This is a genomic window from Cerasicoccus frondis (assembly GCA_031296915.1).
Classification (GTDB): domain Bacteria; phylum Verrucomicrobiota; class Verrucomicrobiia; order Opitutales; family Cerasicoccaceae; genus Cerasicoccus; species Cerasicoccus frondis.
Genome location: JAVDPC010000011.1, coordinates 170890 through 190368, shown reverse-complemented (window position 1 = coordinate 190368; position 19479 = coordinate 170890). Strand labels below are relative to the sequence as shown.

The following is a 19479-nucleotide window of genomic DNA, read 5'->3' as shown; positions in this document are numbered from 1 at the left end:
GCGACGCTTAAGCCGCCTTGCTGGACACGAAAAATCACTGCGGCCTGATCGGCCAATCTAGATGAAAAGTGCTCTAGGGCAACTCTGCGGCTTTGCGTCTTAAGCGAAGCGGGCGTGAAATTAAAAAATCTTCGCTCTGTAAGATACGATGGTCTCCGGCGCGCTACTCTTTGGGCGCGGCTTCTTCATCATCGCCGTCCGCTTCACTGGTTTTAAGGGCGTCGACTTCCTTGAAGCTTTGCACTACCCATTGCGAGAGCTCCTTGTCCGGATTTTCGGCGGCGGCGGCATTGATTTCAAACTCAGTCCGACCGGTGTTGCGGGCCACGATGTTCAGGCCGTGAGGGTAGTCCTTGAAGCGTTCGTCGCAGATGGTGCGCAGGGTGCGGTCGGCCTCCGTGGCTGCTTCGATGAGGATGTCCGCGGCTTCGTCGGTGAAGGTGAGCTTGAAGCTGTTTTCGCTCTCGAATGCGGTGGAAAAAGCTTCGAGTTCGCTTTCCCAGACCTCGCGCATCAGGTGCTTGTGGTCGACGATGAGCTTGGTCAGCGCGTCCTCCGGGTTGGCGATCATGTCGGTCGTCACCTCAAAGGATTTGATGGCGGTTGAGGGCAGCTCAAACTTGTAGTTGCGGAAAATGCGCTCCAGGACGGTCATCAGGCCGCGGGCGCCGGTTCGCTCTTCGTAGGCCTGGCTGGCGATTTCGATGATAGATTCTGGCGTGATCTTGAAGTCGATTTCGTAGCCGGCGAAGTCGCGGCGGTATTGCTTGAGAAGCGAGCCTTCGGAGCTGGTCAGAATCGCGGCGAGGTCTTCTGGTTTGAGGCTTTCGCAGGCGACGCGGACGGGGATGCGGCCGATGAACTCTGGCTCGAAGCCGTAGTCGATGAAGTCGCGGGTCGCGGCCTGTTGCAAGTAGGCGTAGGGATCTTCGGCGGCTGCGTCGCTGAGGTTGGCGCCGAAACCGATGGAGGACTGCTCGACGCGCTTTTGGATCGTTTCGCCGAGCTTGTCGAAGGCGCCGCTGACGATGAAGAGGATGTGCCGCGTGTTGATGGTGCGCTTGTTGGGCTTTTTGCCGCGCTGACCGCCCGTCATCATCGCCTGCATCTGGCCCATGATGTCATTGGGGGAAAAGAGGTTGACCTCGGTGTCCTCCATGAGCTTGAGCAGGTTGATCTGCACGCCCCGTCCGGAAACGTCCTTACCGCCAGCCATATTGCCGGAAGAGGCGATCTTGTCGATCTCGTCGATGTAGATGATGCCGTATTGCGCGAGCTCCACGTTGCCATTGGCGGCCTTGACGAGGTCGCGGACCAGGTCTTCCACGTCGGAGCCGACGTAGCCAGTTTCAGAAAATTTTGTGGCGTCGGCTTTGACGAAGGGGACGCCGATGTAGCGCGCGATGTTGCGCATGAGGTAGGTTTTGCCGACGCCGGTGGGGCCGAGTAGCAGGATGTTCTGCTTGGCGTAATCTTGCTCCAGCAGGCGCTCATTCTCCAGGCACTGACGGATGTGGTTGTAGTGGTCGCAAATGGCGACGGAGAGCACCTTTTTGGCATCGAACTGTTTGATGACATAGCGGTTGAGGTGGTCGCGGATGTCCTTGGGCTTAAGATTAAAATCCCTTATACGGCGCAGGGTTTCGGCGTCTTCGGCCTCTTGGTCAATGTCGCCTTGAGGTTCTTCTTCATCAGGTGTCACGCCCATGCCGCCCATGGGATGCACGCCCATGATTTTGCTGCCCGGCGGCATCATGTTTTGAAGCTTTTTTTGAATTTCCTCGATGAGGTTGCCGTCGTCTTTATCACTCATGGTTTGCTTAAATTTGTGTGGGTTGTGTGGGTTTGTGCGGGGCTGCCGCAGCTGTAAAAAATTTCCTAACTAATAGATGATGAGGGACTAAATAATGTTTGACACCCTGAAGGCGATGCAAGACTATCAGCCTTACCAGTCCACAGCGTTGCGTAATTTACATCTCTTTCTTTCCTTGTCATGTCCGGCAACCTCACCAAACGGGATATCGTCCTTCAAATCTACGAAAAAACCAATTTTCCGCAAAAGGAGGTTCGGGAGACTGTCCAGTTGACACTCGACGCCATTGCGGACGCGCTCTCCCAGGGGCGCAATGTCGAACTGCGAAATTTCGGCGTTTTTGAGGTCCAACTGCGCAAAAGCCGCATTGGCCGTAACCCAAATCGCCCGGAAAAAGACGTCGTCATCCCCAAGCGCGCCGTGATTAAGTTTAAGGCGGGCAAGGAACTGAAGGCGCACTTGAAAGATCTTGATTTGTCCAAACTGGACGCTGAAGACACCGCCGAGTAGGCTTGGTTCGCTTTTTTAGGCGCGATACGCGGGTTTTTAGCCACGGATGAACGCGGATTTCACGCGGATGCCAGCAGAGCATGAAATCGAAGTGTTAATTGCCCACCCTCACGGAGAGGTTTGGATTCCCCTAGCGCAGTGGAAGAAGTGTGGGCCAGGTCCACGGAAGCATTTAAAGCCGACCGTTGTCCGAGAATCTGGCACGCAAAGAATGCTTCCGATCTCAGTGATTCCACTGAGCTGTCGAAATCATTTATTGGCGCGAGTGCTTGCACGTATTGGTCTTATCCGTCCACCTTGGCAATGATCCGCGTTAAATCCGCGTTCATCCGCGGCTAAAAGAGAATTTTGCCTCGTCGGCGTTTAACTGGCCTTTTCCAGCTTGAAGCGCTCGATGACTTCCTTGGCGAACTTGCCGTAAGCGAAGGCGCCGGGGTTCAGGCGGGAGTATTCAAAGATGGATTTGCCGAAGCTGGGCGCCTCAGAGAGGCGGACCGTGCGCGGAATAATGGTTTTAAAGAGCAGGTCCGGGCGGTAGTTGCGGACTTCGTCCACGATTTCCTTGGAAAGCTTGGTGCGGGAGTCATACATCGTCATCAGGATGCCGCCGACTTCGAGCTCGGGGTTGACTTCCGCTTCGCGTAGCTGGTCGACCACGCTGAGGATTTGGCCGAGGCCTTCGAGCGCCAGGTATTCGCACTGCAGGGCGACGAGCAGGTAGTCTGCCGCAGTGAGGCTGTTCATGGAGATCATGCCCAGGGCGGGAGGGCAGTCGAGGACGATGGCTGAGAACTTGCCGCTGGCCTTGACGGGCTCCAGCACGTTCTTGAGCTGCATCAGGTAGTCCTCCTTCTGACCGAGCTCGACCTCGATGGCGGATAGGTCGACTTCCGACGGGATGATCCACAGGTTCTTTTCGCGGGTTTCCTGAACCTTGTCCATGGCTTCGCCTTCGCCGTGGAGGGCGTCGTAGAGGCTGCCGCCCGGCTCCTTCTCAAATCCGAGGCCGCTGGTGGCGTTGGCCTGGGCGTCGAGGTCGATGAGCAGGGTTGGGACCTTGCGGCGGGCGAGGCCCACAGCGAGGTTGATGGCAGTCGTGGTTTTGCCCACGCCGCCTTTCTGATTGGCGATGGAAAAGACCTTGGTCGGCATTGAGGTGGGTTTAGAGAATTATGCCCGAAGGCGGAAGGAGAAAAACGCTCGTGACGAAAAAACGCAAAAAGCGCTTGAAAGCTGGCGGAAATTTCTTTGGTTTGTCCGCTTCAAACGATGGTGCGGTAGCCAAGTGGTAAGGCCCGGGTCTGCAAAACCTGTATTCGGCGGTTCGATTCCGCCCCGCACCTCCATTTTCGAACGCCCGCAATGCCCTGCGGGTTTTTTTGCGCCATTTGGTGGGTGCGGGAAGTTGTGGACTTACTTTCGGCGCTTTTTCTGCCATTGGCCTTTGCCGCCGCCGCGACCGCCGCGCTTGGGCTTGTCCTCGATTTGATCGGTGAGGCGGAAGTCCATCTGGCGCTTGAACCGGTCGATGCGCTCGATGACAACCTTGACGTTGTCGCCCACGCTGTAGCGCTTTTGCTTTTTGCGGCCGAGGAGAGCGGCGCCGCCATCGACGACGTGGTAAATGTCGTCCTGTAGCGTGGAAATGTGGACCATGCCGAAGGCCATCGTTTGCGTGAGCTCGATGAAGAGGCCGTGGTTGCGGGCGTCGGTGATGACGGCGTCGAAGTGGTTTTTCTCGGGGCGCTCGGCCTCGCGTTCGAAGTATTCCAGAAGCTTGATCTTGTTGGACTCGCGTTCGGCTTCCTGGCTATTGCGCTCGGTGATCGAGACGTGGTCGCCGAGGCGGTCGAGTTCGCTCTTTGAGTAAATCTTGGGTGGGCGCGAGGGGGCGCTGTCGTTGCCGGACTTGACCAAGTGGAAGTCAAAAATGCGGTGCACGATCAGGTCCGAGTAACGGCGGATTGGCGACGTGAAGTGCGCGTAAAACTGCTTGGCGAGCCCGTAGTGTCCGTCGGCCTCGGCGCGATAGCAGGCTTGCTTGAGGCTGCGGAGGAAGCTGATGCGCAGCGTGTAGCCCTGCGGGTGATCCTTGATCGTTTTGAGCAGCTTGGTGACTTCGCCGCGCTTAGTGAGGTCGCCGCATTTGATGCCCGCGATGGCCATTTGTTGGCGCAGCTCGTCGAGCTTGTCGGGTTCGGGTTCGTCGTGGACGCGGGAGAGATAAGGCAGGCCAGCCTGGGTTAATTCCTTGGCGACGACTTCGTTGGCCAGCAGCATGTATTCCTCGATGAGCTGGTGGCTCTCGTCGTATTCGTGCTGGACGATTCTGTCCGCGTAGCCGTCTTCGTCGACGTAGATTTTCACCTCGGGCATGTCGAGCTCGAGGCTGCCTTTTTTGAAACGATCACGACGGAGCTTGGCGGCGATTTTCCACAGGGCGCGCACGCCCTTTTGCAAGTCATTGAGCTCGTCGTCCTTGAGAGTGTTGAGGGCGCGTCCGGTGGAGCCGGTCTGGTGCGCGGCGGGCAGGGGCGTGGCGCGAATTTTCTCCAAGTCGCTCTGTTTGAGCAGCGCCAGGGCCTGAGCATAAGTGAGGCGCTTGTTTGAGCGGATGACGGAGTTGGAGAACGACTTTTTGCGCAAGCCGCCTTTGGCGTCGAAGTCCAGCCAGACGGTTTTTACGAGACGGTCCTCAGCCTCGACGAGCGAGCAAATGCCGTTCGACAGCGCGTGTGGCAGCATGGGGATCACGCAGCCGACGAGGTAGGTGGAGTTGCCGCGTTTCTGGGCCTCGCGATCAAGCGCGGTGTTGTGCTTCACGTAGGCGGAGACGTCGGCAATGTGCACGCCGATGCGTAGTCCGCCGCTCTTTTTATACTCGATGGAGAGGGCGTCGTCGAAGTCCTTGGCGTCGTCCGGGTCGATGGTAAAGGTAAAGATCTTGCGCGCGTCAAAGCGGTTGCCGATGTCGCTGTTGGTGACCTTGGGCGAGACTTCGAGCACCTGCTCGCTGACGGCCTGTGGGAACTCTGGCGATAGGTCAAACTTGTGGAGCAGCGCCTTAAACTCCGCGCCTGGCTCGTGTGTTTCGCCGAGCACTTCGATGATCTCACCTTCGGGATTCAGGTGGCGCTGACGCCACTCGAGCATGCGCACGATGACCTTGTCGTCCTCCTTGGGGCGGGGGAGGAAGGTGGCTTGCTCAGGTGGTGGGACGAGGATGTCCTGGATGATGCGCGGGTCGTCCGGGATGACATACCAGAACATGCGGGAACGCTTGAGCGTGCCGGGGAAGGTTTCGCGCTTTCGCTGCAGGATGCGGATGACGCGGCCAAAGGTTTGGTTGGCGAAATAGTCGTTTTTGCGATTGCCACGCGCACGGCCGTGGAAGCGCTTGTCGCTGTCGTCCACGCGGACGAGGACTTTGTCGCCGTGCATGGCGAGGCCGGTGTCTTCGGCCTTGATTTCCAAGGGGTCGCGGGTGGCCTGCCCCGGCTTTTGCTCGGGGAACACGCGGGCGGAGCCGCTTTGGCGGAAACTGATCTCGCCAGCGACGAGGTCGGCGTCCTTGGGTAGGACAAAACGGTCTTTCTTAACGCGGGCGATGACGCCTTCGTCGAGTAGTTTGTGCAAGGTGCGGCGCAGTTGCTTGCGTTCGTTTTTACGGAGGAGGAGGGCGTTGGCCAGCTCTTCCTGGCGCAGCGGGGAGTAATCTTTTTTCCCCAGCAATTCGATAATCGATTCTTCTAGAGCCATAGGTGGTTGATTGGGAGCATAGCGCAGGGATGGGGGCAGTGAACAGCTTTAAAGTAAAACGACCTGATACCCACGCGCATTTTTCATTTTGGTAACGCATTTTGAGTATGCCCAGGCTCAGGCCCGGCTTGCTTTGCGCGGCAAAGTAAATACCGTGGCCTGAATGCGACGGTTGTGGCGATTCATCTGGTGGACCGCGCTGGTAATCGGGCTGCTGATTGCCGTGGCTTTGTTTACGTTGCGTTGGTGGGTCACGTCGGCGGTTAATGCCGCGTTGCCGCCACTGTTGGCTCAGGCGCCGCTGGAGAGATCGGAGATCGCGGTTCAAGAACTGGGCTTGGCGGAGACTAGGGTCCACATTGACGAACTAAGCATGCCGGGCCTGCGCATTACCGATACGGATGTCGACGTTGACTACACCGTGGAGCAACTGCGGCGCCAGCAATTGAATTCTATTTGGATTCGCCATCCACATCTGCTGGTGGACCTCGGCCAATGGCTGGATCAGCCCACCGACTCCGAAGCTGAGTCGAGCGGTTTCGCGATACCTGCGGAAAAGCCGCTGCGCCAAGTCGTGGTGGAAAATGCGGAAATCGAATTACTGAAGGGCAATTGGCGGCAGCAATTGACCGCCTTTGCGGATATTAATTTCGACTCGCGGACAAGGCTTCGCCTTCAGATAGATGACGGCGTTGCCCCGCTTAGCCTGACAGCGGTTGGCCATCGTGGCGGTAAGCGCGCGGTGCTGCGCGCCTCGTGGGGGCTCGACAGCGTGACGCATTGGCTGGCGGCGGCGCCCGAGTTTGGCGTTTCACTGCCGGAGCTGGCGCAAGATATCGAGCTGAGCGGCGGCTTGGATTTCGACGCTGCCCTGGCGCGGGACGAAGTGCTGAACGTGAAAGCCAGCCTGCGCGCGGCGGATTATTCCGCGTCAGTCGCGGGGGGCTCGTTGGCGGGGGATTCGCTGGAAGCGTCGTTGTTTGGACATTTGCCGGATCAACTCCAGGCGCGGTTGGCGCTGACTCCAGCTACGTTGACTTGGTCCAACGGCGCTGGCCGAATCGAAGGTCTGCGCGGCGAATTGAATCCCGTTTCATTGACGCCGCTCGGGGTCTTTAAACCGCAGACGTTATCTTTTGATCAGTTTAGCCAAGGAGAATTATCCGCCAGCGATGGCCGCTTGACCTTCACTTACACGCCGGAAGAGAAAGCAGTGCTGGACGTGAATCTCCAAGCCAATGCGTTGGATGGCAGCATCGTTATCAGCTTGGAAGGAAGCCCCTTTGCGCCTCGTTCGCTGACGGTGAGGATTCAGTTTGATCGGGTCGATCTGGAGCAACTGGCGGCCTTGGCGCCAGACTTCGAGGGGCGCATTATAGGCAGCGTGTCCGGGGAACTCGGCGTGCGCATTGGCAAGGACATCCTAGGCTTGTTGCACGGGCGGCTGGATATGACGCCGGGCACGACGGGGCGTTTTCAATTTTACAAGCAAGGTTGGATCACGCAGGACGCCAGCCTGAATCCGGTCGACTTTGTGCAGGGCAAGGACTTGCTCACGATTCTACAGGAACCCAATGGCGCTACGGTGTTGACGGAACTCGCCATGCGGGATTTGCACATGACGAAGTTCAGCCTCGTGGTGAGTGAAACCCAGCCGAAAAAGCCCGCCGATGTCTTTATCCAGATCGAAGGCGAGGGCACGGTGAAGGGGACCCAGGTGCCAGTGGTGCTCGATGTGCCCATTTCCGGCGACGTCATCGAGACGCTGAATTTGATTTTGAAGCTGCAACAAAAGATGCAGTAATGCATTGCTGGAATTGACGGGACTCTGCGACGGGTTATGTTATCTAGCATGCAGAGACCTATCCTCTTGGCCCTTGCGGCGTCGGCGATCTTGAGCGGCTGTATTCAGACGGAGCACAAAGTGGAAACGCACCACAAGATCGACCCGATCCACATCACCGTCGATGTAAACCTGAAGGTGGAGCGTGAGTTGGACGACTTCTTTGGCGATCTAGACCAGCAGTCGAGCTTGATCAACGAGGAACCGCCCGCGCATAGCAGTGATCAATAATCCCAGCAATCTTTAGCCATGAAGCACCGAGCCATATTCACTCTTTTTCTTTCCCTGATCTTTGCCGTCGCATCCGCGAGCGCGGCCGACCTGAACGCCGTAAAGCAAGCGATGAAGCAGCGCTTGCCTCAGGTCGAGTCACTGTGGTCGCAAGGGCTGATCGGTGAGAACAATCAGGGCTACGTTGAAGCGCGCGGCAGCCTGTCGCCCGAGCAAACGAAGCTCATCGCCGCAGAAAACGCCGACCGCAAGACCGTCTATGCCGCGATTGCCCAGTCCGCGAATGTCTCGCCCGCGCAAGTCGGCCAACAGCGAGCTGCGCAGATTTCCAAAGGCGCGAAGCCAGGGCTCTGGCTCCAGGATACCAAAGGTAATTGGTATAAAAAGTAGCCGCGTTTTCGCGGCATAAAGCCGCTCCCACTGCGCACTAGAGCACTTTTCATCTAGATTGGCCGAGTCAGGCCGCAGTGATTTTTCGTGTCCAGCAAGGCGGCTTGAGCGTCGCAGGCTGGAAGCCTGTGAGCGAAAAGCCAACAACGCTGGCGCGGAAAAGCACTCGGTTTAGGGCTTGGGGCCAGATTGGAAGTTCGCGGCGTTGGCATTTCAATCACGGGCTTCCAGCCCGCTCAATCAAAGCCGCCTTGCGCTGCATCCAATCTATACCCCACCTGACTCGGTCAATCTAGATGAAAAGTGCTCTAAATTGTGGGAGGGGCTTTACGCCCCGATGCGCCAACCTTAGCTCGCGACAGACTGCAGCGCGATTGCCAGCTTGCGGTGCGTGGGCACGTAACAACGCCCCGCAAACACGTCGCCTTGCTTCCGTTCAATGGCGCCGAGGATGCCGCCGTAAACGCGGCTCATCAGCTTGACGCAAAAGCGTGAGCCATCGCCGTCGAGGTAGCGCAGGCCGGTTTCGCCAGAGCGATAGTAATCGCGCGCGCGCTCGATTTGCCAGCGCACAAACTTCTGCCAACGCGGGTCCGTGGCATTGGGTGTGGCAAGGAATTCACGGTCGAGGCCGAACTCTGCCAGTTCCTCACGCGGCAGGTAAACCCGGTTGCGCGCAAAGTCTTCCGCCACGTCGCGCAGGATGTTCGTGAGCTGCATCGCGATGCCCATTTCGATGGCGCGCGGCACGCCTTCTATTTCCTGGAGACCGAAGATGCGGCTCATGATCAGCCCCACGACCGAGGCCACGTGGTAGCAATAAAGTTCCAGCTCTGGCCAGTCGACAAACTCGACGGGTTTGCGGTCCCAGCAGCAGCCTTCCATCAGGTCCACGTAAAAGCTGGTCGGCACGGCGTACTGGCGCGTCACTTCGGCGAAGGCAGGCGCAAAGGGCAGGGCGCTTTGCCCGGCGAGCATGGCGTCGAGCTCCGCTTGGAGCGTGGCGAGGTCGGGCTGTTGATCGGGCGGCGTTTCGTCGATCACGTCGTCAACCCAGCGGCAAAATGCATAGATCGCATAAGCCGCGCATTTCTTTTCTGCGGGCAAGGGGAAGGAAGCAAAAAAGAAGCTGGTCGCGTGCTCGCGGGTGGCCTCCTTGCAGGCGGTGAGCGACGCTGCTAACTCCGGCTTGCGGCTCCAGGCAGCTTCCGGCTGCGGGGTTTCCCAGTCGGTCGGCAGTTTGCAGGTGATGGCGTTGCCCAGTGGTTTCGGCATGCGTAGAAGAAAGCAACAAGCTAGCGCCCGTTATCCCTAACGGGCAAGCCTTGCCTCAGCGAAAAGTGCCTGGATGAAACTGCGCGTTAGGGATAACGCGCGCGCCCTTCGAACTGGAAGGCGTGGTCGCCCCCTTCCACGCAGACACAAAAAAACACCGCCCATTGCTGAGCGGTGTCGTTGAAAATCTTGCTTTAGCTTGCCGAACTGGCTGGGCCACGCTTGGCGTGGAAATTGCGCTTGGCGCGTGGGCCGCCTTTAACGAATTTGCCGCCGCCAGACTTACCGCGGAAGCCTCCGCCACCGGACTTGCCGCGGAATCCGCCGCCGCCTTTGCCCTTGCGCTGGAAGCGCTTGCCTTGGCCGGGCTTGCCGGCGGTTTGGCGCCGAGACTCGACCTTGGGCTGGTGGAATTCGTGATCGTCGTGCGTGGTGATCTGCTGCTTGATCAGGCGCTCGACGGCGCGGAGTTCATTGAGGCAGTCACTGGTGCAGAACGACAACGCAACGCCCTCGGCGCCGCCACGGGCGGTGCGACCGATGCGGTGCACGTAGGCTTCGGGCTCGTCCGGCAGGTCATAGTTGACGACCATGGTGATGTTCTTCACGTCGATGCCGCGTGCGGCGACATCGGTTGCGACGAGGATGCCCACTTTGCCGCGACGGAAGTTTTCCAATGCGCGTTGGCGTGCGCCCTGAGACTTGTTGCCGTGAATCGCTTCCGCGCGGTGGCCAGCGCGGCCGAGCGCCTTGGCGAGCTTGTCCGCGCCGTGCTTGGTGCGGCTGAAGACGAGGGTCAGGTGGTCGCCTTCTTTCTGCTTCTGCTCATCGAGCAGGTTTTGCAGGAGGGGCATTTTATCGTCCTTGTCGACGAAGCAAATACGGTGGTCAACAGCGTCAGCAGTTTGCTTTTCAGGAGCAATGCGGACTTCGGCCGGGTTGTCCAGAATTTCGCTGGCCAGGTCGGTGACGGTCTTGGAGAACGTAGCCGAGAAGAAGAGCGACTGGCGTTCGACTGGCAGCTTGTAAATGATCTTCTTGATGTCGTGGATGAAGCCCATGTCGAGCATGCGGTCGGCTTCGTCGAGGACAAAGAATTCCACGCCATCGAAGTCGAAATGGCCTTGCTCATACAGGTCGAGCAGGCGGCCAGGCGTAGCGACCAGGATGTCCACGCCGCGGCGCAGGGCCTTGATCTGTGGAGTCGCGCCGACGCCGCCGTAAACGAGCGCCGTGGAGATGCGCAGGTGCTGGCCGTAGGTGTCGAAGCTCTTGCCCACCTGAACGGCGAGCTCGCGGGTTGGGCACAGGATCAGCGCGCGAAATTGCTTCTTGATCAGGCGCTTGGGGCGCTCGTGGATCTGATGCAGAATCGGCAGCGCGAACGCGGCGGTTTTACCAGTGCCGGTCTGGGCCGAGCCCAGCAGGTCGCGGCCTTCGAGCAGCGGCGGGATAGCCTGTGCTTGAATCGGTGACGGCGTGGTATAGTTCTTTTCGCGCAAAGCGCGTTGCAGGGGCGCCGCCAGGGGCAGCGCCTCGAAGGATTGAGTCTCGCTCATAGATGGTCTGTCTTGCCCGCGCGGCGGTGAGGCCGGAATTAAATTGGCGGGCGCTTTCGATGAAGTGGATTGTGAATCTGAAACAATCACTCATCGATGGAGACCGGTTCAGGAGCGTAACCCCGCTAGATGCGGCGGTTTTCGGGACTATCCCGAGTAGCTTGCGACGGACAATGGCCATTAACATCCGCTTGGCAAGTGAATAATTTTGCTTATTTTACGTGGGTCGCTTTAAGCAAAGAGGCTGAGTTGCGTCAGGCTTGCATTGCCTTCGATGATCAGGTCGGGAGAAAACTGGGTGCGGAACCACTTGCGCTGCTTCGCAATGAGGCGGCGGGTCGAGAGGTTGATGTCTTCGGCGAGGGCGTCGAGGTTCCCCACGCCAGCGTCGAGCCAGGCGAGGGTTTCGCGGTAACCGATGGAGTTTGCCGCGGGCGGATTTTCCTCCAAGCCTTCGGCGCGTAGGCGTTGCACCTCGTCCACGAGGCCGGCTGCAAGCATCGCGCGGGTGCGTTGTTCGACGCGCGGGTGGAGCTCGGCGTTGTCGCGGAGCAGGAGCACGCTGCGCTTGGGGTATTGGTTGAACGGGCCGGGCAAGTTGACGAAGTCGGCTTCGAGCGCGGCCAGGGTTTTGCCGGAGATCAGGCAGCGCTCCAGAGCGCGGGCCACGCGGCGCGGGTTGTCGCGGTCGAGCGCGCCCGTGCCTTCGGGGTTGAGCGAGTCGAGCTTGGCGAGCATGCCTTCGAGGCCGTTTTCGGCTTCGAGCTGCTGGACCTCGGCGCGGATCGCGGGGTCCGGCTCAATGCCATCGACGACGGGCGCGAAGTAGCTCCGCAGGTAAAAGCCACTGCCGCCGACCACGAGCACTTTCTTCCCGCGCGCGAATATGTCGGCCACAACGGCCAGCGCGGCGTCCACGTATTCCTTGATCGAGTAGGCGGCGCGCGCGGGCTGGATGTCGATCAGGTGATGCGGGATGCGGGCCATTTCGGCGGCCGAGGGTTTCGCCGTGCCGATGTCCATGCCACGATAGAAGAGCAGGGCGTCGGCGTTGACGATTTCCGCGCCGTTGGCCTCCGCCCAATCGAGTGCGAGGGCGGTTTTTCCGACAGCGGTCGGGCCGGCGATTATGTTAATTGTGTGTGACACAGGGCGTATGTGCATGACAAACTGTGCAGCATGGCCTAGCAACGCCTTTTCTTTTAATTAAGGATCGTTATGAAGCTCGTTCTCGTTACTGAAACGTATCCGCCCGAGGTCAATGGCGTCGCGATGACGCTGGAGCGTCTGGTCACCAACCTGATCCAGCAAGGGCACGAGGTCGAGCTGGTCCGGCCCAAGCAAAAGGTCGACGCCGAGGCGCCCGACTTCGGCTACCCGGTCCACACGGTGCCCGGCATTGCGATCCCCGGCTACGCGGACTTGCAGTTTGGCTGGTTTGCCGGTGGCAAGCTGAAGAAGCTCTGGACGGCCAATCGCCCCGACGTGGTGCACATCGCGACCGAGGGCATGCTGGGCTTTTCGGCGCTCAACGTCGCCAAGAAGCTGGGCATTCCCGTCGTGACGAGCTTTCACACGAACTTCCACACTTACGGCGACCACTACAACTACAAGTTCGTCGCCAACTGGCTCATGGCCTACTTCCGCTGGTTTCACAACCGCACGCTGGCCACGTTTGTGCCCTCGCAGGCGACGGTGGACGACCTCGAAAAATACGGCTTTAAGAACGTTAAAATCTTCAGTCGTGGCGTCGACACCGAGCTCTTTGGTAAGCATCGCCGCCGCGAGGATTTGCGGCACAGTTGGGGCGTGAAAAACGGCGACCCGGTCGTGGTGTATGTCGGCCGTGTGGCGGCGGAGAAAAACATCCCGCTGACCATTGCCGCCTACCAGCGCTTGAAGACGCACCTGCCCGACGCAAAGCTAGTTGTGGTGGGCGACGGCCCGGAGCGCGCCGGACTCGAAAAGAAGCATCCGGAGATTATCTTTGCCGGCATGCGCCGCGGTCAGGAGCTGGCCGAGCACTACGCTTCGGGCGATTTTTTCCTGTTCGGCAGCACCACGGAGACCTTTGGCAACGTGCTGACCGAGGCCATGGCGAGCGAGCTCGTTGTCCTCGGCTACGACTACGCCGCCGCGCATCACCACGTGGTGGATGGCGAGAACGGTTTCAAGGCGCCGTTTAAGGACGAACCCGCGTTTCTCAACTCGGTTGACCGCCTTGTCGACGCCAAGCCCGAGTGGCCGGCGATCCGCCAATCGGCCCGCGAAAAGGCGCAGTCGCTTTCCTGGACGAGTATTATTAAGGGTTACGCGGATGAGGTGACCAAGCTGGCAGGGCTGAAAGATAACGCGTAGAATCTTCCAAAATCTTCCAAGAAACGCGCGGTTATGATTGATTTTCCGCGCTGGGAGCGCCATACATGCATAATAGACGGTTGTAACCTCCATCAGGCCGTCTCCCTCAATTGCACGTATTAAGTTTGTCAGATTCTGCCCATGGACTCCCGATATCCCTCCATCGAATGGCTCGCTGAGCGCGCCCGCAAGCGCATGCCTGGCTTTGCCTATGACTATTTGGCTGGTGGTTGCTTTAATGAAATCAACCTGGCGCGCAACACGTCGGACATCCGCGAAATCCAGTTCATGCCGCATTATTTGCGCGATTTTAAGGGCACCTCGCAGGAGACCACGCTGTTTGGGAAGACCTATGATGCGCCGTTTGGCATTGCGCCGGTGGGCCTGCAGGGGCTCATGTGGCCGAAGTCGTGCGAGATTCTCGCCAAGGCCGCCAAGGAGCACAATGTGCCGTTTTGCCTGAGTACCGTGGGCACCGCGAGCATTGAGACAATTGCCGAGATTACGGAGGGTGATTTCTGGTTCCAGCTGTATCATCCAGCCGAAGACGAGCTCCGCGACAAGCTGCTGGAGCGCGCCGCTGCCGCCGGTTGCAAGACGCTGGTCATCCTCGCCGATACGCCGACTTTTGCCTACCGCCCGAAGGAAATTCGCAATGGATTATCCATCCCACCGCGCATGACCGCGCGGAATATCTTCCAGATGTGCACGCGGCCGACTTGGTCCTTTAGCCAGTTGGCTGCCGGGGCTCCGGAGTTTAAGACGATGAAGCCGTATATCCCGAAGGGCCTCAACATGAAGCACCTCGGTCTCTTTATGAACAAGACGTTCTCGGGGCGCTTGACGGAGTCGAAGATCAAGGCCATCCGCGACAAGTGGCAGGGCAACCTCGTGGTCAAGGGCATCGTGAACCCCGAAGACGCGGCCAAGGCGATCGCACTCGGCGTCGACGGCATGATCGTTTCCAACCACGGTGGACGTCAATTGGACCCCGGCCAATCGACGATCAAACCGTTGGCCAACCTCGCTAAGGAATTCAAGGGCAAGGTAAAGCTGATGATGGACTCCGGCATTCGCTCGGGCCCCGATATCGCGGCTTCGTTGGCTTGTGGCGCGGACTTCGTCTTTTGCGGTCGCGCGCCGATGTTTGGCGTTTGCGCGATGGGCGAACAGGGTGGCGATCAAGCCTTGAGCATCCTGAAGCGCCAGCTACAGCAAGTGATGGAGCAAATCGGCTGCGAAACGCTCGAAGACCTGCCAAAGCATTTGATTTAGAGCACTTTTCATCTAGATTGGCCGAGTCAGGTGGGGTATAGATTGGATGCAGCGCAAGGCGGCTTTGATTGAGCGGGCTGTAAGCCCGTGATTGAAATGCCAACGCCGCGAACTTCTAATCTGTCCCCAAGCCCTAAACCGAGTGCTTTTCCGCGCCAGCGTTGTTGGCTTTTCGCTCACAGGCTCGCCACCGTGCGCTATCTCCAAGCAGAAGATTCCCCCCCCCGATGTGAGGTGCTTATTGATTTCTTCATCGCACTCCTGCGTCTAGAGAGACTGTGACTAACGGCGACGCCACCAGAACAGGCCGAGCATCGCGGCGCCCAAGGCCATTAAGGCGTAGGTGCGTGGTTCCGGGATTGTCAGAGTGCCGGTTCCGTAAATCAGGTCATCCGAATAGCCGACTTGGCGGCTGCTGGACGCCGCTGTGGTGTCCATCTGGATGCGCTTCACCCAAGTGCTCGGGTCATTGGGGTCCGCAGCAAAACCGACAAAGGGAGTTGATTCGCCGGTGAAGGAGAAAATAAGTTTGTCGGCGGCGTTGTAAAACTCAGTCAAGGTTTGGTCGTTCCAGTAGCGCTGGATGCCCGCGTATTGTTGCGGGGTGTCGAAGACGACCTGATAGCCGACGCGCCCATCATCGCTGCCGCCGTTGAAGGGCGTGCCGATAATCGTGCCTACCCGCCCACTGAAGGTTGAGGCGCGGACTTGATTGACGCTGATTGGGCTGCCTGTCGTGCCGATATTGGAGCTGAAAGTTGCCCCTGGCGCCGTGGGGAGGGTGCTGAAATTGCTGCCGGCGATGCCATCGAAGTCCTCGAAAATGCCGGTTAGTGCGGCTTCGGCTTCGAACTCCGCTTTGATGTCGGGGCCGACTCCGCCGAAACCATAAGGCGTCTCGATCACCAACGCGTTTAATGGCAATACAGCAGCAGTGGCAGCGATTAATTGGCAGCACCTGAGAAACACATCTACTGGAATACACCTAGAAGCAGCTCGTGGCAAGGCCCAAGCGGACAGGGCAGTTATTTTTTCCGGTTATGCGCGCTGTCAGCTTTGGGGGATGCGCAACTGGAGCTTGCCCGGCGCCGGATGTGCTATGAAAGTGGTGTGATGGATGATTCGTTTTACGATCAAGAGCCGGAGAGAACCCGGGTGGAGTCGTTGTTTTTGCGCGGTCGCAATATCTTGCTGACCCGGGCGGATTTTGGTCCGCTGATGGCGCAGTGGCGCGAGCACATGGCCCACTACCAACTGGACGCGCCAGTGGAGCTTTTGAATCTTTTTCAACGCGCGCTGGGCTGTTTCGCACTGCACTGCGTGTCGCGCCCCAGACGACAGACCTTGTCGTGGACCATTAACTTTCAGGAGCCGCTGACGAATCTTTTCCTGGTCGGCGATACGGATGACGACACCGTGGCTGGGCGCATTTTCACCGAGAATGTGGCTCAGGCGGAATACAACAGCTTTTACCAGGAGGTGGGCAAACGCGGGCAGGAGCCCTACCGCAGCTACATCGACTTCGAAGGGCGCGACCCGCTGCATGCGGCGCAGGAATACTACCAGCGCAGTGAACAGCGGCCAGCACGCTTTTTCCAGTTGTCGGAAACGCAGTTTGCGCTGCTGGCGGCCCACCCGGATTGGCACCGTGACTGGTTTTATCGCGTGCAGAAAAGCGACATTATGCAGTTGGATGAACAGGAAGACCTGCATCACATCGAGACGCGATTCATTCGTTGGGATTGCGGTTGCAACGATCAGCGAATCTTTGCCGCGCTGGAAAATGTCTTCCGGGTGCAGGCCGATGAGCTATTTGCCGGCGATGACATTATTACCGTCAATTGCCCTCGCTGCGCCGCGAAGTATGGCGTGACGCGTGAAGCCCTTGAAGGGTGGGTCGCGCAGCAAGACGCCTAAGATCAGCGCTATTCGGCCCCTAGCCCGTAATGGATGATCAAGCGGGCGAATAGCCGCTCCATTCGGTCGAAGGTGATTCTCACTTGGTCGTAAGGGCTACCCTCAATCACCGTCGGCGTGCCTTCGTAAGCGCTGAATGGCGGCTCAAGCGTGGTGGAGTATTCGACGTCATACGAGAGCAAGGGATTGTCCGAGCGCCAGTTAAACGTAATGGAGTAGCTGGTGCTTTGGGCTGCGAAGCCAGGAGTTGGCGTGGAGCTGATCGGGTTGCCGTTGAGCGCGAACTCCTGGAGGTTGGTCAGGGCGTCGCCATCTGGATTGGCGGAGGTGGCGGTAAAGGATGGATCAGCCAGTTGTTCGGTGCTGAGAAAACCGCTCAGCCAGTCGGCATAAGCTGCCTCACCGGTGGTGAAGGCTAGTGTGGTGAAGTAGGCGTCCCCGGTGATCAGCTCTGCATCCATCAGGGATTCCGTGTCGACGACTAGATTTCGCTTGAAAACCAGCCGCAGTGAATAGGCGGTATTGGGCTGAAGGTAATCGGCGGGCAGTTCGCCGCTCAGGCCGTCGCTTGCGATGCTTTGCAGTAGTTGGGTTTGCGGGACGGCGCCTTCGATGTAAACCTCAACGTCCATGCCGTCGGCTGCGGCGTTGAAGCCACTCCAACTGATGGGCAACGGCAGGCTGGGATCGATGCCATCAGCGAGATTGCCAATATTGACATGGATGTCGGGCGTCTCGGCGTCGGGCATTTCCAGAGTGAACGGGATTTGCGTGGCGACGCCGTCTTTCGTCGTTTCAAACCAGTAAACATCGTCCGGGTAGAGATTGCCGAGCGTGTTGGCGTCTTCGTAAATAACCTCCTGCAGGACGGTTGCGACCGACGATTCCCGGGCCAGCGCAAAGAGCTCGGCGCCTTGCGGGCGGTAGACCGCAGCTTGCTCCAGTTCGTTGAGGGAATCCTCGCGGATCACGAATTGAATGGATGCGTCGTTGGGATCGGAATTGCCAGTGTCATTATCGAAGTACGCACCCCGGTAAATGGCTGCTGTCTGGACGCCATCCCAAGAGTTGAGGGTGGTTTCGATATCGAACTCGATCACATGAGCGTTGCGGGCGTCGATGCCGCTGGTGACTGTTTCGTTGCCGATAATGGTCAACCGGACGGAGTAAGGAGTCGTGACGTCCAGCGTGTTTGCTGGAATGGTAATCGGGTAAATATTCTCGTCCGCCGTAGCAGTGGACTGTATTTCGGCGACAACTTCATCTTCGCTGTCACGAATTTCAATCGTTGCGGCGATGTCGTCAGGCATGTTTTCGGGCTGTTGCACCTGGATATTGAAATCCGTGGTGGGAACAATGCCTTGGCACGCGTTCCAATTGGTGATTTGAGGAGGAGTGCTGACGTTGGCATGTTCCCAGTTCATCATTTCCAACTGAGTGTCGCCGTCGTTGTAACTCCAACCAATGGAGATCAGGCCGCTGATAAAGTTTTCGTAATCCTCGTCGCGCAGTTCGATTTCAAAATCGTGGTGTTCGTCTCCGAGTTCCGTTTCGAATGCATAGCCTTTACGCACGCTGAGCTGGGAGAGCGTGACGGCGTAGAGGTTATCGGCCGGGGGCTGGTCAACGTGGCCGAGCAGGTAGTCTTCGTCAGATTCTGCCAAGATGTTGTCAGCGTCGTCTTGTCGCCAATGACTATATTGGGTGAGGGTGGGGACGAGGGTTTGGTAGGAGCCGGTCGTGCGCAGGCGAAACCAGGTTTCCCGAGAGAAGAGGCCGACCACGGGATAATCATTGGTCCCGGTGACGGTTGTTTCGTTGGATTGGCAGACGAACTGTACGCGCGCCAGATAGTCGTGACTGGATTCCAGCTGATTGCGCTCGATCTCGATTCTTGTGGTGGTTTTGGGGTATTGGTCAACCAGCACTGCGCCAATGGAAACTGGATCGATCAACGTGAACTGGACGTAGTTTGAGCCGATTGAGCCGTCCACGCCAGTCGCGGAATTGCTCATGAGTATATTGAAATCAATATTCGGGCTGACGCTTGAGACTTGGGAAAAATTGGATACGATGGGCTGGTAGATGGGGTACCCTCCAGAAGGCGCCAAGCGTCCCTTGGCAGTTTTGGAGGATTGTCCCGCCAATTGAGTGGTGAAGTCGTAGAAGTAGGCGTTGTTGTAAACAAAATCGAGTTCCGTCTGCGTTTCAAACTCCACGAACCCGCGCCAGACCGTGTCGTCCTGAAACTGAAACGGGACGTCGGATAGATTGGCCGAAAAGCTCGCACTCTCCAGTTCAGGTGCGCCGGATATCTCGAAATAGAAATCGAGAAAGGCCGGATTACTGGGCGTCTCCAGAGTGAAACTGGCCGTCTGATAAGTGACAGTTCGTTTCTCGACGATAAAATTTTCCACATCCGCTTGGCAGAGCAAGGCGGTGGCCGTAGTGGATAGGAAAGCATATTTTAGGATTCGGCGCATCATTCTACTAGTGGCAGTGAAATGGTGAGAGTCAATGTCAGGCAAATTCTTCCCGGAATTTAATCA

15 protein-coding genes and 1 tRNA gene are annotated in these 19479 nt (G+C 58.2%); 8 read left to right on the top strand and 8 right to left on the bottom strand.

Features of this window, described 5'->3' with window-relative positions:
- Nucleotides 1–163: 163 nt before the first annotated feature.
- On the bottom strand, nt 164–1813 hold the full coding sequence (locus tag RBB63_RS11460; RefSeq protein WP_309384299.1) for an AAA family ATPase: 1650 nt from the start codon (nt 1811–1813) through the stop codon (nt 164–166).
- Between the two features lie 180 nt (nt 1814–1993).
- On the opposite strand from RBB63_RS11460, the gene RBB63_RS11455 reads away from it, so the two are divergent.
- Nucleotides 1994–2323 carry an HU family DNA-binding protein gene (locus RBB63_RS11455; RefSeq protein ID WP_309384297.1) on the top strand — a complete coding sequence of 110 codons (330 nt, stop codon included), beginning with the start codon at nt 1994–1996 and terminating at the stop codon, nt 2321–2323.
- Between the two features lie 363 nt (nt 2324–2686).
- Here the strand turns inward: RBB63_RS11455 and RBB63_RS11450 are convergent, their stop codons facing one another.
- Nucleotides 2687–3475 carry a ParA family protein gene (locus tag RBB63_RS11450; protein ID WP_309384295.1) on the bottom strand — a complete coding sequence of 263 codons (789 nt, stop codon included), beginning with the start codon at nt 3473–3475 and terminating at the stop codon, nt 2687–2689.
- A 119-nt stretch (nt 3476–3594) separates the two neighbouring features.
- On the opposite strand from RBB63_RS11450, the gene RBB63_RS11445 reads away from it, so the two are divergent.
- A tRNA-Cys gene (locus RBB63_RS11445) sits at nt 3595–3669 on the top strand.
- A 67-nt stretch (nt 3670–3736) separates the two neighbouring features.
- Here RBB63_RS11445 and RBB63_RS11440 read toward each other — a convergent pair.
- Nucleotides 3737–6082, bottom strand: a complete 2346-nt coding sequence (locus RBB63_RS11440) for a ribonuclease R family protein (RefSeq protein ID WP_309384293.1) — start codon at nt 6080–6082, stop codon at nt 3737–3739.
- A 163-nt stretch (nt 6083–6245) separates the two neighbouring features.
- Between RBB63_RS11440 and RBB63_RS11435 the strand changes: the two genes are divergently transcribed.
- The 3 genes from RBB63_RS11435 to RBB63_RS11425 are packed head-to-tail and all read left to right on the top strand — an operon-like array spanning nt 6246 to nt 8546.
- Nucleotides 6246–7886, top strand: a complete 1641-nt coding sequence (locus RBB63_RS11435; protein ID WP_309384291.1) for a YdbH domain-containing protein — start codon at nt 6246–6248, stop codon at nt 7884–7886.
- 48 nt (nt 7887–7934) lie between these two features.
- Entirely contained in the window at nt 7935–8156 is a 222-nt protein-coding gene (locus RBB63_RS11430) for a hypothetical protein (RefSeq protein ID WP_309384289.1), read from the top strand.
- 18 nt (nt 8157–8174) lie between these two features.
- Nucleotides 8175–8546 carry a YdbL family probable chaperone protein gene (locus RBB63_RS11425; protein ID WP_309384287.1) on the top strand — a complete coding sequence of 124 codons (372 nt, stop codon included), beginning with the start codon at nt 8175–8177 and terminating at the stop codon, nt 8544–8546.
- 348 nt (nt 8547–8894) lie between these two features.
- On the opposite strand, the gene RBB63_RS11420 is transcribed toward RBB63_RS11425, so the two are convergent.
- The 3 genes from RBB63_RS11420 to miaA all read right to left on the bottom strand — a co-directional run bounded on the left by RBB63_RS11420 (nt 8895) and on the right by miaA (nt 12529).
- Nucleotides 8895–9821, bottom strand: coding sequence for a phytoene/squalene synthase family protein (locus RBB63_RS11420; RefSeq protein ID WP_309384285.1), 927 nt, complete (start codon nt 9819–9821; stop codon nt 8895–8897).
- 194 nt (nt 9822–10015) lie between these two features.
- A complete protein-coding gene (locus RBB63_RS11415; protein ID WP_309384283.1) occupies nt 10016–11380 on the bottom strand; it encodes a DEAD/DEAH box helicase in 1365 nt (454 codons plus the stop codon).
- A gap of 231 nt (nt 11381–11611) precedes the next feature.
- Nucleotides 11612–12529: a tRNA (adenosine(37)-N6)-dimethylallyltransferase MiaA gene (gene miaA / locus RBB63_RS11410; RefSeq protein ID WP_309384281.1), complete on the bottom strand. Its 918-nt coding sequence runs from the start codon at nt 12527–12529 to the stop codon at nt 11612–11614.
- Nucleotides 12530–12598: 69 nt separating this feature from the next.
- On the opposite strand from miaA, the gene RBB63_RS11405 reads away from it, so the two are divergent.
- Nucleotides 12599–13738 (top strand): glycosyltransferase family 4 protein, encoded by a 1140-nt coding sequence (locus RBB63_RS11405; protein WP_309384279.1) that lies wholly within the window; start codon nt 12599–12601, stop codon nt 13736–13738.
- Between the two features lie 141 nt (nt 13739–13879).
- Nucleotides 13880–15013, top strand: coding sequence for an alpha-hydroxy acid oxidase (locus RBB63_RS11400; protein WP_309384277.1), 1134 nt, complete (start codon nt 13880–13882; stop codon nt 15011–15013).
- Between the two features lie 282 nt (nt 15014–15295).
- On the opposite strand, the gene RBB63_RS11395 is transcribed toward RBB63_RS11400, so the two are convergent.
- Nucleotides 15296–15937 carry a PEP-CTERM sorting domain-containing protein gene (locus RBB63_RS11395; RefSeq protein WP_309384275.1) on the bottom strand — a complete coding sequence of 214 codons (642 nt, stop codon included), beginning with the start codon at nt 15935–15937 and terminating at the stop codon, nt 15296–15298.
- A gap of 189 nt (nt 15938–16126) precedes the next feature.
- On the opposite strand from RBB63_RS11395, the gene RBB63_RS11390 reads away from it, so the two are divergent.
- Nucleotides 16127–16930, top strand: coding sequence for an Hsp33 family molecular chaperone HslO (locus RBB63_RS11390; protein WP_309384273.1), 804 nt, complete (start codon nt 16127–16129; stop codon nt 16928–16930).
- Between the two features lie 8 nt (nt 16931–16938).
- On the opposite strand, the gene RBB63_RS11385 is transcribed toward RBB63_RS11390, so the two are convergent.
- A complete protein-coding gene (locus tag RBB63_RS11385) occupies nt 16939–19416 on the bottom strand; it encodes a hypothetical protein (protein WP_309384271.1) in 2478 nt (825 codons plus the stop codon).
- Nucleotides 19417–19479: the final 63 nt, after the last annotated feature.

Bases quoted from the DNA above. Each gene is read 5' to 3' on its own strand.
- RBB63_RS11460 (WP_309384299.1), bottom strand. From the start codon at position 1,813: ATGAGTGATAAAGACGACGGCAACCTCATCGAGGAAATTCAAAAAAAG.
- RBB63_RS11455 (WP_309384297.1), top strand. From the start codon at position 1,994: ATGTCCGGCAACCTCACCAAACGGGATATCGTCCTTCAAATCTACGAA.
- RBB63_RS11450 (WP_309384295.1), bottom strand. From the start codon at position 3,475: ATGCCGACCAAGGTCTTTTCCATCGCCAATCAGAAAGGCGGCGTGGGC.
- RBB63_RS11440 (WP_309384293.1), bottom strand. From the start codon at position 6,082: ATGGCTCTAGAAGAATCGATTATCGAATTGCTGGGGAAAAAAGATTAC.
- RBB63_RS11435 (WP_309384291.1), top strand. From the start codon at position 6,246: ATGCGACGGTTGTGGCGATTCATCTGGTGGACCGCGCTGGTAATCGGG.
- RBB63_RS11430 (WP_309384289.1), top strand. From the start codon at position 7,935: ATGCAGAGACCTATCCTCTTGGCCCTTGCGGCGTCGGCGATCTTGAGC.
- RBB63_RS11425 (WP_309384287.1), top strand. From the start codon at position 8,175: ATGAAGCACCGAGCCATATTCACTCTTTTTCTTTCCCTGATCTTTGCC.
- RBB63_RS11420 (WP_309384285.1), bottom strand. From the start codon at position 9,821: ATGCCGAAACCACTGGGCAACGCCATCACCTGCAAACTGCCGACCGAC.
- RBB63_RS11415 (WP_309384283.1), bottom strand. From the start codon at position 11,380: ATGAGCGAGACTCAATCCTTCGAGGCGCTGCCCCTGGCGGCGCCCCTG.
- RBB63_RS11405 (WP_309384279.1), top strand. From the start codon at position 12,599: ATGAAGCTCGTTCTCGTTACTGAAACGTATCCGCCCGAGGTCAATGGC.
- RBB63_RS11400 (WP_309384277.1), top strand. From the start codon at position 13,880: ATGGACTCCCGATATCCCTCCATCGAATGGCTCGCTGAGCGCGCCCGC.
- RBB63_RS11390 (WP_309384273.1), top strand. From the start codon at position 16,127: ATGGATGATTCGTTTTACGATCAAGAGCCGGAGAGAACCCGGGTGGAG.
- RBB63_RS11385 (WP_309384271.1), bottom strand. From the start codon at position 19,416: ATGATGCGCCGAATCCTAAAATATGCTTTCCTATCCACTACGGCCACC.